The sequence below is a fragment of the Flavitalea sp. genome (assembly GCF_035489435.1).
Lineage (GTDB): Bacteria > Bacteroidota > Bacteroidia > Chitinophagales > Chitinophagaceae > DATHKG01.
In genome coordinates, this window is record NZ_DATHKG010000085.1 from 1 (window position 1) to 15,567 (window position 15,567).

The 15,567-nt window shown below is 42.6% G+C and carries 8 protein-coding genes; 5 read left to right on the plus strand and 3 right to left on the minus strand.

Annotated elements, in window-relative coordinates; translation table 11 throughout:
- Both ccsA and VK664_RS12750 read left to right on the plus strand, forming a co-directional pair.
- On the plus strand, positions 1-654 hold a 654-nt coding region (gene ccsA / locus VK664_RS12745; protein ID WP_461399049.1), incomplete at its 5' end, for a cytochrome c biogenesis protein CcsA.
- On the plus strand, positions 651-875 hold the full coding sequence (locus VK664_RS12750) for a CcmD family protein (RefSeq protein WP_461399050.1): 225 nt from the start codon (positions 651-653) through the stop codon (positions 873-875). The genes ccsA and VK664_RS12750, both read left to right, overlap by 4 nt.
- A gap of 1,112 nt (positions 876-1,987) precedes the next feature.
- Here the strand turns inward: VK664_RS12750 and VK664_RS12755 are convergent.
- From VK664_RS12755 to VK664_RS12765, 3 genes are all read right to left on the minus strand, one after another.
- Positions 1,988-3,892, minus strand: a complete 1,905-nt coding sequence (locus VK664_RS12755; protein ID WP_461399051.1) for an outer membrane protein assembly factor BamB family protein — start codon at positions 3,890-3,892, stop codon at positions 1,988-1,990.
- Between the two features lie 75 nt (positions 3,893-3,967).
- Positions 3,968-4,681: a LytR/AlgR family response regulator transcription factor gene (locus VK664_RS12760; RefSeq protein WP_461399052.1), complete on the minus strand. Its 714-nt coding sequence runs from the start codon at positions 4,679-4,681 to the stop codon at positions 3,968-3,970.
- Between the two features lie 97 nt (positions 4,682-4,778).
- On the minus strand, positions 4,779-5,816 hold the full coding sequence (locus VK664_RS12765; RefSeq protein ID WP_461399053.1) for a sensor histidine kinase: 1,038 nt from the start codon (positions 5,814-5,816) through the stop codon (positions 4,779-4,781).
- A gap of 269 nt (positions 5,817-6,085) precedes the next feature.
- Between VK664_RS12765 and VK664_RS12770 the strand changes: the two genes are divergently transcribed.
- The 3 genes from VK664_RS12770 to VK664_RS12780 all read left to right on the plus strand — a co-directional run.
- The gene (locus tag VK664_RS12770; RefSeq protein WP_461399054.1) at positions 6,086-10,282 is read left to right on the plus strand and encodes a hybrid sensor histidine kinase/response regulator transcription factor; all 4,197 of its coding nucleotides are present in this window, start codon (positions 6,086-6,088) and stop codon (positions 10,280-10,282) included.
- 402 nt (positions 10,283-10,684) lie between these two features.
- Entirely contained in the window at positions 10,685-13,549 is a 2,865-nt protein-coding gene (locus VK664_RS12775; protein WP_461399055.1) for a TIM-barrel domain-containing protein, read from the plus strand.
- Positions 13,550-13,618: 69 nt separating this feature from the next.
- Positions 13,619-15,567 (plus strand): SusC/RagA family TonB-linked outer membrane protein (locus VK664_RS12780; RefSeq protein WP_461399056.1); only part of this gene is annotated, 1,949 nt, incomplete at its 3' end.

Below are 15,567 nucleotides of genomic sequence, written 5' to 3' on the forward strand. Positions count from 1 at the left end.
TCATGGTGGAAGTTTTTATGCATCCTCCTCCTTCTGATTACCATAATCCTGGGCCTGTTTATACCCGTACCTGCAAGGCCGATCCTAAATGAGACAATCCGAAACTACTTCTTTCATGTTCCGATGTGGGTCGTCATGATGACTTTTTTTATTATCTCTCTCGTCAATTCAATTTTATTGCTTCGGAGTCAGAAAATTATATATGATTTGAGGGCCACTGTGTATGCAAAGGCGGGGTTGTTCTTCGGAGTTGCCGGATTGACTACAGGTATGTTATGGGCAAACTTCACATGGGGTAAATTTTGGAGCAACGATCCTAAACAGATAGGTACGGTTATCAGCTTGCTAGTATACTGTGCCTACTTTATTCTTCGTGATTCTGTGCCAGATTTTGATAAGCGATCAAAGATTGCTGCTGTATACAATGTGTTTGCCTTCTCCATTCTGATTCCGGCCGTAGTAATCATGCCAAGAATGGTTGATAGTCTTCATCCCGGAGGTAAAGGTAATCCACTGATCAATCCTAAAGATGTAGACTTGCGAATGTTCATCATCTTATGGACAGTTGCGGTTCCTGGGTGGTTATTACTTGGTTTCTGGATTAGTAATGTTCAAATTCGCATAGAGAAAATCAAAGACAAATTTAGCTTATGAAAAAGATGCTGTATATGTTGCTGCCCATACTGTTGATTTCTTTAATTTCTGTAGGTCAGACCTTAGATAAGGTTGAAATTAAGATGGCGGACGCGTTCAGGGAAAATGGTAAGATATACGTAGTTGCAGGTGTTGTGATTATCATCCTTTCTTTAACAATCATCTACTTATTTCTGATAGAAAAGAAACTCTCTAAGATCGAAAGGCAGTTGAAGCAGTAAGTTTACTCAATAAAACATATCATTTGGTATTCGCAAAAGCGGCCGGCCAGCAGCTTAAAAATTGCCACATGAACCTCACCCGCTTTCACCAATACTTTGATTTGTGCGCCAGCTTGGATAAAACCCGCTCATAACATAGAAATGATCAGGAATAGTATTTTCGGGAACAAAACGAAAACTACCAGCTCAATCGCATTTTCATCAGGAATGTTCCTGTTTAATTGAGATGTGTTTCTGCCAATTGAATTTTAGGTAGTCCGATGGATTTTTCTACATCAACTTCATAGCAGAAGTTTTTCGCAAACTGTCCGGCAGCCTTATCAAGAAACTGTTGAACTTCCTGGGCACTGTCTCCTTCCCAAAGACAGGTACCTGTTTTCCCATCTTTTGAAGGATAAATTCCATGTATTTTTAAATTACCGGGAAGATTTTTTGTTACTTCCTTAGCGCCGGTCCAGAAATTCTCAGGGTCGTTGATGTTGTGATGTGCAATGACTAATATAATTTTAAAATTTAAGGTTAAAAAATAAGTCGTCTAACACAGATCAGAATAAGAGAAAAGTCTTCAAAACAATGGCATTATTTGAAAAAGGGAGAGTATGAAAATATACATTAAAACGAACGAATTACCAAATCAACTTTTTGTGTTTCTGTCAATCGAAGAATAGAATAAGAAAGTCTCGACTAACAAATAAAAACGTTGTCAGCTTACAACCAGGCAGCATCTTGCATATTTCAATCCCGCCCAAAAATAAAAGTGTCACTTTGGATCGCCATATAAACGATAAGGATTATTAACCCTATCGTCACCGCTGCCGATATCAAGAAAATTGACAAGAAGTATACCCATTTATACCAGGCTTTTTTCAGAAATTTTTCTCCTGACAGCTGTTGTATGGCTCTCCGAATTAAAGGGACGAAAAAATACATAAAGCCCGCAACAAACAACAACACGACAAAAAAGGCGGGAAGACCGGTCATTCAATTTTTCTTCACAAACGCAGACAACAATGTCTTATTGCGAAAGATATCTCTATCCCTGTCATTAAGTATAGTCTACAAGCAGATAGCATTAGGTATACATCTATAACTTTATTTCTTCAGCTATAACTTTATTTCTTCAACGCTGTTACCTCAAAAGCCAGCAAAACATTACCCGGCGTCTGACCGAACATTCCATATCCCGAGTTCACGAATATCATACCATCCGCTGCAACTGGTGCCGGGCCATCGATCGAACCACCTTTGCCTTTGATGCCATTGACGGTTTCAAATGGCTTTGCAGTATCAAACTCCCAAAGTATAGCCCCATCAGTAGTTGAATAAGCCCTTAGTTGACCATCTAATGAACCGGCAAACACTATCCCAGGTATAACCAGCGGCGCTGCAGAATTGCCATTAAGACAAACTTTATTGGGAGGACATATTGGTGAACGCGCACTCCAAACAGTATCACCTGTTTTAATGTTTAATGCATAAACGCCAGGAGCAGCCTGAACATCGTTGTTGGTTTTATCAAGCGCAATCGGGTTATCTGCATTACAAGCATAAACATTTGTACCATCTGTTGCGATTCCCCAATGGATGCCGCCTAATTTTCCACCCTTTCCTACTCTTGATTTCCAGATTAATTTACCTGCTGGTGTAAGTGCATAAACGACACCGGACTTTTGCCCGGCCAGTAGTATATCTTTCCCATCTGGTCCTTTAATTATAATGGGTGCCACACCAAAATCCAGGTCTGGGCCATCCGAGCTCGGGCAATTCAGGAAAACGGGGCACCCAAGATTATATGCATCATTGCCGGTAGCCTGGAAATTCCAGACCAGCTTTCCAGTCTCCATGTTTATAGCCTGCAGTGCGTCGCTGGTATTTGTTGCAGGATCAGAATAGTTTTGACCGGTACCTATATAAAGCAAACCACGTTTTGCATCCACGGTCGGACTGCACCATACCGGTGCACCGGATGGACCATAAAAAGGTTTGCCATTTTTCTTTTTTACCGTTTCTGCAGCTTTTGGAAGAATACGGTAAGTCCAGATTATTTTACCCGTCTCTGCATTCAAAGCAACAACTCCCCCTGATGACGAACAACACGCATAATTATTAAGTCCTGCAGAAGCGATCTCTGCAGACACAATTGGAACAAATACTTTTCCATTATAAGTAACAACCGATCCTGTATTCTGTGAATAAGACTCAAAACCAGCCCTGGTGTTCCATCTGAGTTTGCCTGTCTTTACATCGATTGCATATACGTTGCTGCTATAATCAGCGAAGATGGCAGTGATATTGTCTTTGGATTTCACGATATTAATTGCTCCACGTATTGCAGCTACTCCTGTAAACTCCCAGCCGATTTTACCGGTGTTTTTGTTAATCGCATATACCTGTCCATATTGAGAGCCGATGATCAGCCAGTCCCCGGCGATAGCAGGTTTACTCCTCGTGATCGTACCTTCAGGAAAAGCAAATGCCCATTTCAATTTTAAGGTCTTTACATTTTTTGTTGATATTCCTGCCTGAGCAGTCGTTCTGAAACCAGTACCTTCCAGGTTGTTACCCCAACCCGAATGATCAGACTTCCCTGAAATTGTGCCGGCTGAAAATGTCGTGTAAGCATCTTTACTCATTTCAGAAGTTTTCAACGTAGTTCTTGTGATCCATTCTGCCACCTTTTTGCGTTCTTCATCGCTTAAGACGGCACCCTGCTGACGCATTTTACCAGTGTTTAGTGAAGCATATATAGAACGGGTTGTCATAGTGGAAAGTACACCCAGACCCGGCGCAAGTGATGCTACAGAATCTTTATGGCAGCTTGAACAATGCAAAGAAAAAACTTTGATACCGGTGGAATCAGCTACCGGCATATCAACATTGAAACTATTGCGGATATGTTTTGATGCCCGCGATCCGGACGATTCGGGTGATTCCGCCCTATGGGTTCCCGGCATGTTAAAAGAAGACAACATTGCGATTGCAAAGAAAATTCCTGCTACCATAAGAATCTTTGTCATAGCTATAAATTAATAGAATGAAGAAAGAGTTTGTTTAAAGGTTATGTTGTTTTCATGGGGTTGAGATTGTTGGTTTTATTTTAATCCCGCGTTTTCATTCATGATTCTTTTTACTGCCATAGCCTTTTGTTCCCTGCTGATCGGAATTAATTCGCCGGCAATCTCAACGTAGTTTCCTTTAATCCGGCCGACCTTATTCAACGCAATCGTGAAAGAGCGATGAATTCTTAGAAATTTATCAGCAGGCAATGCTTCGGTGATGGCTGTTAATGACTGGTAGGATATCCATTCGTTTTCTTTTGCTTTCAGCCTCACATAATCTTTCACACTCTCTACAAAAAGAATATCATCTACCAGGATCTTTATATGGCTCTTGTCGACTTTAAGAAACAGGAAGTCTTCTTTTTTTGATGACTCACCGGCGCCTGTCGCCTTTAGCGTTTTTACTGCACGCTCAAAACCTTTCATAAAACGTGCAAAAGAAATCGGCTTTAACAGGAAGTCTACCACCTCAAAATCAAAACCTTCAACAGCATAATCGCGGTATGCTGTTGTAATTATGATCGCCGGTGGATTCGCCAGGCTTTTCAGAAAATCAAGTCCGGTAAGCAAAGGCATTTCTATATCAAGAAAGATGATATCAAAACTGGCATCTCTCATCAGCTTCAAAGCTTCAATGGCATTTTCACACCTGGTAGCTTCTATGTTTTCCAGCCTGGCCAGGTAATTCTCTATAATGTCAATTGCCAGCGGCTCATCGTCAATAACCAGGCACCGGAGATTGTTCATATTCGGATTGTTAATAGGTTACTCGATGTTGTCTTCCCTTCGATGTTTGTTATTTGTAGTAAACTCAAGGTTTTTGTTACAAATACAAGTTGTTTACCTATACCGGTAATCTCAGGATAGCAGTGTATTTTCCAGCCTCCGCTATCGTATCAAGTTTATATTTGTCGCCATATAATAATTCTAACCTGCGTTTTACATTTTTGAGACCAATGCCACCGGAGGATGGCGCGTCTGAAACACTTACCGGGTTCTCAATTCTGAAACTAATAAAACCACTTTCAATTTTAAGACAAGCCTTGATTTCCGTTTTGCCAATATTGTTTCGGACCCCATGCTTGAAACTGTTTTCAACGAACAGGATCAGCAAAAGCGGCGGAATTCTTAGTCCGGCAGGATCACCGCACACTTCAAATTCAATAACAAGCCGGTTTCCGAATCGAAGTTTTTCAAGGTCAATATAATTTCTTAAATAGTTTATTTCTTCTGCAAGACCAACTGTGGGCGTATTTGATTCATACAACATATAACTCATCAGTTCCGAAAGTTTCAGCACAACTTCTGGTGCCTTGTCCGACTTCTGTAATGTAAGCGAGTATAAATTATTAAGAGTATTAAAGAAAAAATGTGGCTGAATCTGTGATTTCAGGAAATTCAATTCCGTTTCCAGGAACTGCTTTTCCTTGTCTTTTATCATCTGCCGTCCAAGCAACCAATCCTTTGTTATTTTGATAGATGTGGTTAATCCTATCAGATAAAACCGCTCGGCAATCGTAGCCAGGGCACTTGCAAAGCTGAAAGGCAAAGCTGCAAAAATCTCGTAACCTGCATTTGCGTAGATACTCCTACCAGTAATATTTAGTGCTGCAGTAATCACCATAATCAATAACAACAGCAAACCATAGGAAAAATACCTGCCTGTTGCCAGGTATTTCGGTATTAGTATATAGAAATTGACATATACCATCACCAGGTCGAATAAAATAAAAGGTAAGCTCTGAATGTAAAACCATCCATCTGTTACCCCGTATAATCCATACACGATTACAACGAAATAACCCACAAAATATATCAGCCAGAAAGCGGTGTGATAGACCACTTTTCGTTTAAAAACACTGATTACCTGGTTGTCGGGCATATGGCTAAGCGAACTGGTTTGAATTTGTCAAATCATGATACCACTCAAGCCTGGTTTGTCAAATCATGATACCACTCAAATCTGGTTTGTCAAATCGTGATACTGCTCAAGTCTGGCTAAATCAAAAATAAATATAATGTTCTGAGTAAAACTGTTTAGCCGTGATCTGTTGTCTTTACACGACGAACTGCACAAATCAGCTTGCTGGCAACAAAACAACACCGACAATTTCATTGTTGCGGGTTTGAAAATTATCTATATTTAGCGCCATGAGATATGCACTTCTCTTATTGTGTCTATTGTGCATGGCAGGTGTTTCAAAAGGAGTGGCACAACAGGCAAATTACCAGTTTTCAAGGATTGACATCAGGAAGGGCCTTTCCCATAACCAGGTGAACGCCATACTTAAAGACAGTAAGGGGTTTATGTGGTTCGGCACTATGTCTGGCCTTAACCGTTACGATGGCTATGAGTTCCGGGTTTTCAGGAATGAGGCCGGGAAAGAAAACACGATCAGCGATAACTATATAGAAAAAATCATCGAGGGGCCGGATGACAATATCTGGATACTCACCCGCAACGGCATCAATGTTCTCGACCCGCGCACAGAAAAGTTTAATCTCAATGCAACCGAAGCGGTTTATAAATACAAGTTGCCAGACGGAAATATCGCTGACATTTTTCGGGAAAAATCAGGCGCATTCTGGTTCTTGCATGTAAACAAAGGACTGATAAGATATGATCCGGGTACAAAAGGCACGAGGCTACTTGTTAACGAAGCCGGGGACACGAGCAGTATCTGTTCAAATGAAGTGAGTTTCATTACCCAGGACGCTGATAATTACTTGTGGTTGATCCATAGGAACGGGATAATTGAAAAGCTTAACAAAGACGCTACAAGAGTGATTTATCGCAGCCACCAGGTAAGTGATGTTAATAACAATCAGCTTAAGTCATATACATTGTTTGCAGACGCCGGGAATGACTTATGGATCTTTTCCGCCAACGATGGTAATGGTATACTTTTTATCGACCAGCCATCCGGCCGGCTTTCACGTTTTGGTACCAATAATGCAACAACCAGGTTGAACACAGATATTGTAAGAGGCGTGCTGCAGGACAATAATGGCCTTATTTGGATAGCAACAGATCATGGTGGCGTTAATGTAATTGATAAGAAAGATTTTTCAGTAAGATATATATTGAATACCGATGATGAAAAATCGATCAGCCAGAATACGATCAATAGTATGTATAAGGACCGCTCCGGCATCATTTGGATTGGAACCTATAAAAAAGGGATCAGCTTTTATCATGAAAATATTATCCGTTTTCCGCTGGTCAAAAACAGTTTCCGAAATCCCAATTCATTGCCTTATGATGATGTCAACTGTTTTTCGGAAGATAAATCCGGCAATCTCTGGATTGGTTCAAACGGGGGTGGGCTTTTTTATTTAAACCGGCAGACCAATACTTACCGGAAATTTGTGCATGATCCATCCAACCCCCATAGTCTTGCAAATGATGTGATAGTAAATCTTTTTCTTGATAAGAGTAATAAGCTTTGGGTGGGTACTTACTATGGAGGACTAGACTACTATGATGGAACAAAGTTTATTCATTACAAAAATGATCCCGCAAACACTAACAGCATTGCTGATAACCGCATCTATAGTATCCTTGAGGATAGCCGCGATAACATTTGGATCGGTACACTTGGAGGAGGACTCGACCTTCTTGATTTCAAGACCGGTCATTTCTCACATTACCGCAACGGCGAAACAAACTCCGTTCAGTCCCAATACATCTCCTCCCTTCTTGAAGACGCCGCCGGAAATATCTGGATAGGAACTGCTCATGGCATAGATATACTGGAAAGAAATTCCGGCAGGTTTGTGCATTACGGCAGCAATAATAATGACGCGAAAGCACTGAGTAATAATAATATCAGCAACATCTTCGAAGACAGTCGCGGGTGGATCTGGATTGGCACCAGGGAGGGACTTAACCTATTCCGTCCCGCCAGCAAAGACTTTCAGCAGTTCACACCCTATGACGGTTTGCCTGACAACACGATCCAGGGCATACTTGAGGATGATCAACGAAATGTATGGGTCAGCACTGCAAATGGCATCTCGATGATCACTATCAGTGAAAGAAATGGTACAAGTCCGGCAATGTCATTCAAGAACTATGATGAACTCGATGGACTGCAGGGAAAACTCTTTAACGTTAATGCTCACCTGAAAACAAGCCGTGGAGAATTACTTTTTGGTGGAGGTGATGGCTTTAACATCATCAACCCAAAAACCATAAGGCACGATTCAACAAAACCTCCCGTTGTAATTACAGACTTCCAGTTATTCAACCGAAGTGTCGCGGTCAATGAAAATATCGATGGAAAAACCATACTCCGAAATGCGATATCTGAGACCAATGAAATCACTCTTCCTTACAGTAGTAATTTTTTCTCACTCGAATTTGCCGCGCTAAATTTTTTCCATCCCGAAAAGAATCAATACCGGTATAAACTGGAAGGACTAAATAATGAATGGCTTCTCGCCGATGCAGCCGTTCGGAAAGCAACATTTACAAATCTCGATCCGGGCAATTATGTGTTCCGGGTCCAGGCTTCAAACGATGATGGCTTATGGCACGACGAGGGAAAATCATTGATAATAAAGATCCTGCCGCCTTTTTGGAAAACTCCGCTTGCATTTGTGCTTTACACAATGATAATTATCGCAGCCTTATTGCTTGCGCGAACACTGCTTCTTGAACGTGAACGCATGAAGTTCAGTATCGAGCACGAGAGGCAGGAAGCGCAACGCATGCATTATCTTGATATGATGAAGATCCGCTTCTTCACCAATATAAGTCATGAATTTCGCACCCCACTAACCCTGATCCTGAGCCCGCTTCAGAAGTTGATCAAAACGACCCGCGACCCGGATAAGCAACACCTGGTAATGATTTATCGTAATGCAAAACGATTACTGAACCTGGTGAACCAGTTGCTCGATTTCAGGAGGCTGGAGCTTGAAGAGATAAATCTCAGTCCTGCGAGGGGAGAAATTATCAGTTTTATCAAAGACATCTCTTACTCATTTTCTGATCTTTCAGAAAAGAAAAATATCCACTTTCATTTTTCAAGTTCAATCGAAAGCCTTGATACATGGGTTGATCATGACAAGCTCGAAAAGGTGATGTTCAATCTCCTTTCAAATGCGTTCAAATTTACACCGGAAAATGGCGAGGTAGAGGTCGAACTGAATATCCGGCCGCAGGCAGGTAACGATGAAATTGTATTGCTTGACATAAAGGTCCGTGATACAGGCATTGGAATTCCCGCAGAAAAACAGGAAAAGATCTTTGAACGCTTTTTTCAGCATGAACTACCCGAAACCATGATGAACCAGGGCAGTGGTATTGGGCTGGCTATCACCCATGAATTCGTAAAGTTGCATCAAGGGACCATCACCGTCGAAAGTGAACCGGATCAGGGAAGCACTTTTACTGTGACACTCCCTGTAAGGAAATTAGTGCCCGCTGGCGATCTGCTGAACGGACACGGTGAGGGCACACCCGAACCGGATTCCATGTCTTCCATTGAATTCTCTACTGAGAATATTCCCCTTCCTATCCGGGACGACCAGGTTTCAGTTAAAACTGTTCGCGAACGGTCATCCACAAAAGCAAAAATACTCCTGGTGGAAGACAATGAAGACTTCCGTTTTTATCTGAAGGATAATCTCCGCCAACATTACCAGATAGTTGAAGCAGCCAATGGAAAAGAAGGCTGGAAACAGCTACTTGCCTCAGTGCCGGACCTCGTTGTGACTGATATTGCTATGCCCGTCATGGATGGCATAGAGTTATGCCGGAAAATCCGCCAGGATCCCCGAACAGAACATCTGCCGGTGATCCTGCTTACTGCCCGGTCGGCGGAGGAACAGCAACTGGAAGGTCTTGAAACAGGTGCCAACGATTTTATCACCAAGCCCTTTAATTTCGAATTGTTGCAATCCCGGATCAAAAACCTGATTCATCAGAAACAAACCCTGCAGAAAGTATATGAAAAGCAAATTCCTATTACTGCCAGCGATATTATTGTATCCAATGCAGACGAAAAAACGGTTAAGATTGCTTTGTCGATAGTAGAAAAAAATATTTCCAACCCCGATTTTTCCGTAGAGGATCTGAGCAGGGAATTGTACATGAGCCGGGTGGGTCTTTACAAAAAACTGGTTTCTCTGACGGGTAAAACGCCCATAGAATTTATTCGCACGGTGCGCCTTAAGCGCGCGGCGCAGTTGCTTGACAAAACTAAACTCAACATCTCAGAGATCGCTTACGAGGTTGGTTTCAATAATCCGAAATACTTCAGCAAGTATTTCAAGGCGCAGTTTGGTATGCTTCCCTCCCAATACCAGGCGCAAAAAAAGTCAGATGAATCGAGCGGGTAATCATTCAATACCCCTAAAATCGGTTTATTTCCCGGCTGCAACATTTTATACCCTTCTTATTACGATTGTATCCCCTTCCGGATGCAATGTCCCTGTTAGATTTGTCGCCATCGAAAACAACGGCATGTCAAAAAATCTAAAGCGGACCAGTAAGGTCTATCTCCTCCTGGAGATCATTTTGTATTTCATTATAGCGGTCATGCTTATAATCATCATAAACATTTGAAAAGCCAGGTGAGATGAAGGATTGTGGACCGTGTAATATATCGGTTAACATTTGATACCCTCCAAATTATCAAACCTTACCCTCGTGTTAACATTAACGCACCTAATCAAAAACAATACAGGCGGGTTACAGGGCGGGATCTTCTATAGATTTGAAAGAACGAACTAATTGCCATTATGAAGAAAAGATCTTCACTTTTTCTACTGCCCCTATTCCTGGTTTTTGCCTGGCTGCCGCTTTCCGCCGCGGGTCAGCAAAATGTTGTTACCAACACTGAAGACGGGATTGTGGTCCACATGAAAAATCCTGGAGAGAATAAAACCAGGATTGTAAAACTCCAGGTAATTTCTGACAAGATTATCCACGTAACAGCATCTGCGGTTGATAGTTTTGTATCAGTTCCTTCACTCATGACTGTTTTACCCGGAAAGCCGGCAATTAAATGGACAATAAAGGAAAGTTCTGAATCGGTGACCCTCACCACACCAGCCCTAAACACGACTGTACAATTGGAAAATGGGGAAGTCAGCTTCACAGGTAAGGAAGGCAGGCTGTTGCTGAAAGAAAAAAATGATGGCCGTCTTTTTAAACCGTGGGTGTTGGAAGGTGGTACGACCTACCAGTTGCAGCAAAGATTTGAATCACCCGAAGACGAAGGTCTTTACGGCCTGGGCCAACATCAGTCAGGGGTGATGAATTACAAGAACCGTCAGGTTGACCTCACCCAGAACAATACAGAAGTAGCCATTCCCTTCCTTCTTTCCAGCAAAAACTATGGATTGCTTTGGGATAATTATTCAATCACAAAAGTGGGTGACAGCAGGGAGTACAAACAACTGAATTCATTAAAATTGTTCTCACTGAAAGATGAACAAGGATGGCTTACTGCTACCTATTCAAACAAAAACGACAGGTCACAGGTATTCATCGAGCGACCCGAGTCTTTTATTAACTACGAATTCATTCCACTATTAAAACAACTTCCGGCAGGGCTCGACCTGGGAAAAACAATCGTAACCTGGCAGGGTTCAATTGTTTCGGGCATAAACGGGCTACATTACCTGAACATTAAATACGCTGGCTATACCAAAGTGTGGATTGATGGAAAATTGTTGATGGATCGTTGGCGCCAGTCCTGGAATCCTGGCACGGTTGAGTTGCCTGTGCAAATGGAAGCAGGAAGGAAACATGCTATCAAAATTGAGTGGGATGGCGACGGAGGCGAATCTTATATCGCTGTCAAATGGCTCGGCCCTTTGAATGCTGAACAGAAAAAGGAATATGCATTTAAATCTGAGTCGGGAAGCCAGGTAAATTATTATTTCATTCATGGTGAAAACGCCGATGAAGTAATTGCTGGTTATCGCAGGTTAACCGGCGAAGCTCCTATCATGCCAAAATGGGCCATGGGCTTTTGGCAAAGTCGCGAGCGTTACAAAACACAACAGGAACTGGTGGATGTAGTGGCAGAATTCCGCAAACGGAAAATACCGCTCGACAATATTGTGCTCGACTGGTCGTATTGGGAAGAAGATAAATGGGGCAGCCAGGATTTTGATGTTAAACGTTTTCCGGATGCTGCCGGAATGATAAAAACACTCCACGAAAAATACAATACACAGTTCATGATTTCGGTGTGGCCGAAATTTTACGAAGGCATCGATTCTTATAAAACTTTTGATTCCAATGGTTGGTTATTCAAACGTAATATCGCAAACCGTCAACGCGACTGGATCGCAAAAGGATATGTTTCTACTTTTTATGATGCTTTTAACCCGGATGCACGTAAGGCCTTCTGGAGCCTTGTAAATAACAAGCTTTATACAAAAGGAGTTGATGCATGGTGGATGGACGCAACAGAACCAGACATCTATTCAAATTCAAGCGTAGAGGATCGGAAGCTACTCATGACACCGACGGCAATAGGTTCATCGACCACCTATTTCAACGCTTTCCCGTTGCAAAATGCCAGGGGGATTTATGAAGGACAACGTGCTGCTAACCCGGATAAAAGGGTATTTATTCTTACCCGTTCAGCTTATGCCGGCATGCAACGTTATGCAGCTGCAACCTGGAGTGGTGATATTGCTTCCCGTTGGCACGATTTCAAGGACCAGATTCCAGCGGGCTTAAACTTCTCTATGTCGGGCCTTCCTTACTGGACCATGGATATCGGCGGATTTGCTGTTGAACGCCGCAATGAAAATGCAAAGGGTGAAGAACTGGAAGAATGGCGCGAAATGAATGCAAGATGGTTTCAGTATGGCGCCTTCTGCCCCATCTTCCGTTCCCACGGACAGTTTCCTTTCCGCGAGATCTTCAATATTGCACCTGAAGAACATCCGGCATACAAAACAATGTTGTATTATAACAAGCTGCGTTATCGCCTCATGCCTTATATCTATACACTTGCCGGCCGTGCCTATCATGAACAATATACTATCATGCGCGGCCTGATCATGGACTTCGGCAGCGACGCAAATGTGCAAAATATTACGGACCAATATATGTTCGGTGATGCATTCCTGGTGAACCCGGTTACGGATTATAAGGCCACCACAAGAAAAATCTATCTGCCGGCAGGAACCGGCTGGTTCAACTTTTATGACGGGACCTATCTCGAAGGGGGGGCAGCCATTGAAGCTACAGCGCCACTTGAACAAATGCCGCTTTATGTGAAGGCCGGCAGCATCGTTCCCGTTGGGCCGGAACTTCAGTATACTGCTGAAAAACCAGCAGACTTAATTACGTTGTTCATTTACGGAGGTAAAGATGCCAGGTATAACCTGTACGAAGACGAAAACACCAATTACAATTACGAACTAGGTAAATTTTCGGTTATACCTATCAGTTATAGTGATGCGAACGGTACTGTGACCATTGATGGCCGTAAAGGAAGCTTCACCGGGATGCTTAAGAACAGGACCTTCAATATTGTACTGGTAGCAAAAAACAAACCGGTAGCATTTAACCCTGACCTGAAAACTCCTTTAAGTATAAAGTATTCAGGAAGCAAAGTCATTATCCATGTAAAAAAATAAATCTCAAACAATAATAGCTGCTATATGAAACGATCCCCCAGTTGTAGAGCCAGGACAATCAGATCCTGGATGTTTATCTTATCTATTTTACTCGTAACGCAACTTGCTGCACAAACAAGACAGGTAACCGGCATTGTTAGTTCGAGAACTTCATCCGAACGAATTCCCGATGCCACGGTCACCGTTAAAGGCACAACCCGCGTTGCCAAGACAGACGAAAAGGGCCAGTTCACTATCAGTGCTGCGCCTTCGGAATTGCTGGTCATTACTTCTGTTGGTTTTGCCCAGCAGGAATTAAAGGTTGGTAACTCGGGTAGTCTTTCAGTAAGGATGGCTGATCAATACAACGATCTTGAAGATGTTGTTGTGATAGGTTATGGCCGGATGAAAAAAACAGACCTAAGCAGTTCCCAGGTTACAGTCTCTGCTGAAGACATTCAAAAAACAGTAAACACTACATTGGAGCAGGCATTGCAGGGCCGTGCGGCGAACGTGTATGTATCTGCCAACAGCGGTCAGCCGGGATCCCCGATCTCTGTAAACATCAGGGGAATAAATTCCATCTCAGGAAGTACACAGCCTTTGTATGTAATCGATGGAGTGCAGATCATGCCTGATAATGGTTCAAATGGATCTAATATACTGGCAACACTCAACCCGGATGATATCGAAACCATGAACATCCTGCAGGGTCCATCAGCTACAGCAATCTATGGTTCCCGTGCATCAAATGGTGTAATCATGATCACTACTAAAAAAGGTCGTTCGGGAAAATCAAGATTCTCCTATAACACTTTTTATACTTTACAGGACCGGCCTGAATATATTCCTACTATGAACCTGCAGGAGTATGCCATCTTTATGAACGAGGTTTCAAAAAATGGCGGGACAATTGCGAATCCGGCCTTTGGTGATCCTTCCATATTGGGTGAAGGTTCAAACTGGCAGAAAGAGTTGCTCACCACTGCGGGTATGTCTAAACATCAGCTTTCTGTTAGCGGTGGTAGTGATAAAACAACCTATTATCTTTCGGGTGAATATATGAACCAGGATGGAATCGCAATTGGTTCAGGTTTTGAAAGATATTCTATGAGGCTCAACCTTGAAACACAACCACGTACCTGGTTCAAACTTGGAACCAATATCAATGCAAGCGGTACCAAGGAAAGCCTGACAATCACAAACGATGACATATTAAACATCGCTATTACACAGGCACCATCGGTTCCTGTAAAAAATCCTGATGGCAGTTGGGGTGGTCCTGATCAGACACAGTTCCGCCAGACAAATCCCATCGCGCTGGCAAGCATCAATGAAAATACAGTTAAGAGAAGGAGCCTTATTGGAAACGCATACGGCGAAATCAATATATTGAAAGGGCTTGTTTTCCGTACGGAGTTTAATGGAAGTATTGGCTTTTCAAATGGCTATCGTTTCAATCCCGCTTATACCTTTGGCAATTTTGTAAACAATACAAGTTTTGCCGTTCGTTCAAGTGATAACAATACCTGGTGGGGTCTTACTCAGTTGCTCCGATACAACACAAAGATCGGCAAACATGATATCGGTTTAATGGCGAGCCATGAATCACAGGAAAGTAACTACGAAGGCGTATGGGCCGAAACACGTGATTTTCTGAATAACGATATCACTGATCTTCCGGGTGGAGCCACCGTGGTAAATCCACCGACAAGCTTTCGGGGCTCAAGCGCGCTCGAATCATATTTCGGTCGCTTAAACTATATGTATAATGACAAGTACATTCTGCAGGCAACGCTTCGTGCGGATGGTTCATCGAACTTCGGACCAAACAATCGCTGGGGATATTTTCCGTCCGTGTCAGCAGCCTGGAAGGCATCAGAAGAATCTTTCCTTAAAGACATATTTGGCAATGGGGATCTTAAGATCCGCGCTGAAGTGGGTATAGTTGGGAACCAGAACACCACTCAGTCTTTTTACGCAAATCTTACCAAGGTGCCTACACCCTGGGGTAATGGATACCTGGCTGCAAACTTCTC

Coding starts and splice junctions, on each gene's coding strand:
- VK664_RS12750 (WP_461399050.1), top strand. CDS start 651: ATGAAAAAGATGCTGTATATGTTGCTGCCCATACTGTTGATTTCTTTA.
- VK664_RS12760 (WP_461399052.1), bottom strand. CDS start 4,681: ATGAACAATCTCCGGTGCCTGGTTATTGACGATGAGCCGCTGGCAATT.
- VK664_RS12765 (WP_461399053.1), bottom strand. CDS start 5,816: ATGCCCGACAACCAGGTAATCAGTGTTTTTAAACGAAAAGTGGTCTAT.
- VK664_RS12770 (WP_461399054.1), top strand. CDS start 6,086: ATGAGATATGCACTTCTCTTATTGTGTCTATTGTGCATGGCAGGTGTT.
- VK664_RS12755 (WP_461399051.1), bottom strand. CDS start 3,892: ATGACAAAGATTCTTATGGTAGCAGGAATTTTCTTTGCAATCGCAATG.
- VK664_RS12775 (WP_461399055.1), top strand. CDS start 10,685: ATGAAGAAAAGATCTTCACTTTTTCTACTGCCCCTATTCCTGGTTTTT.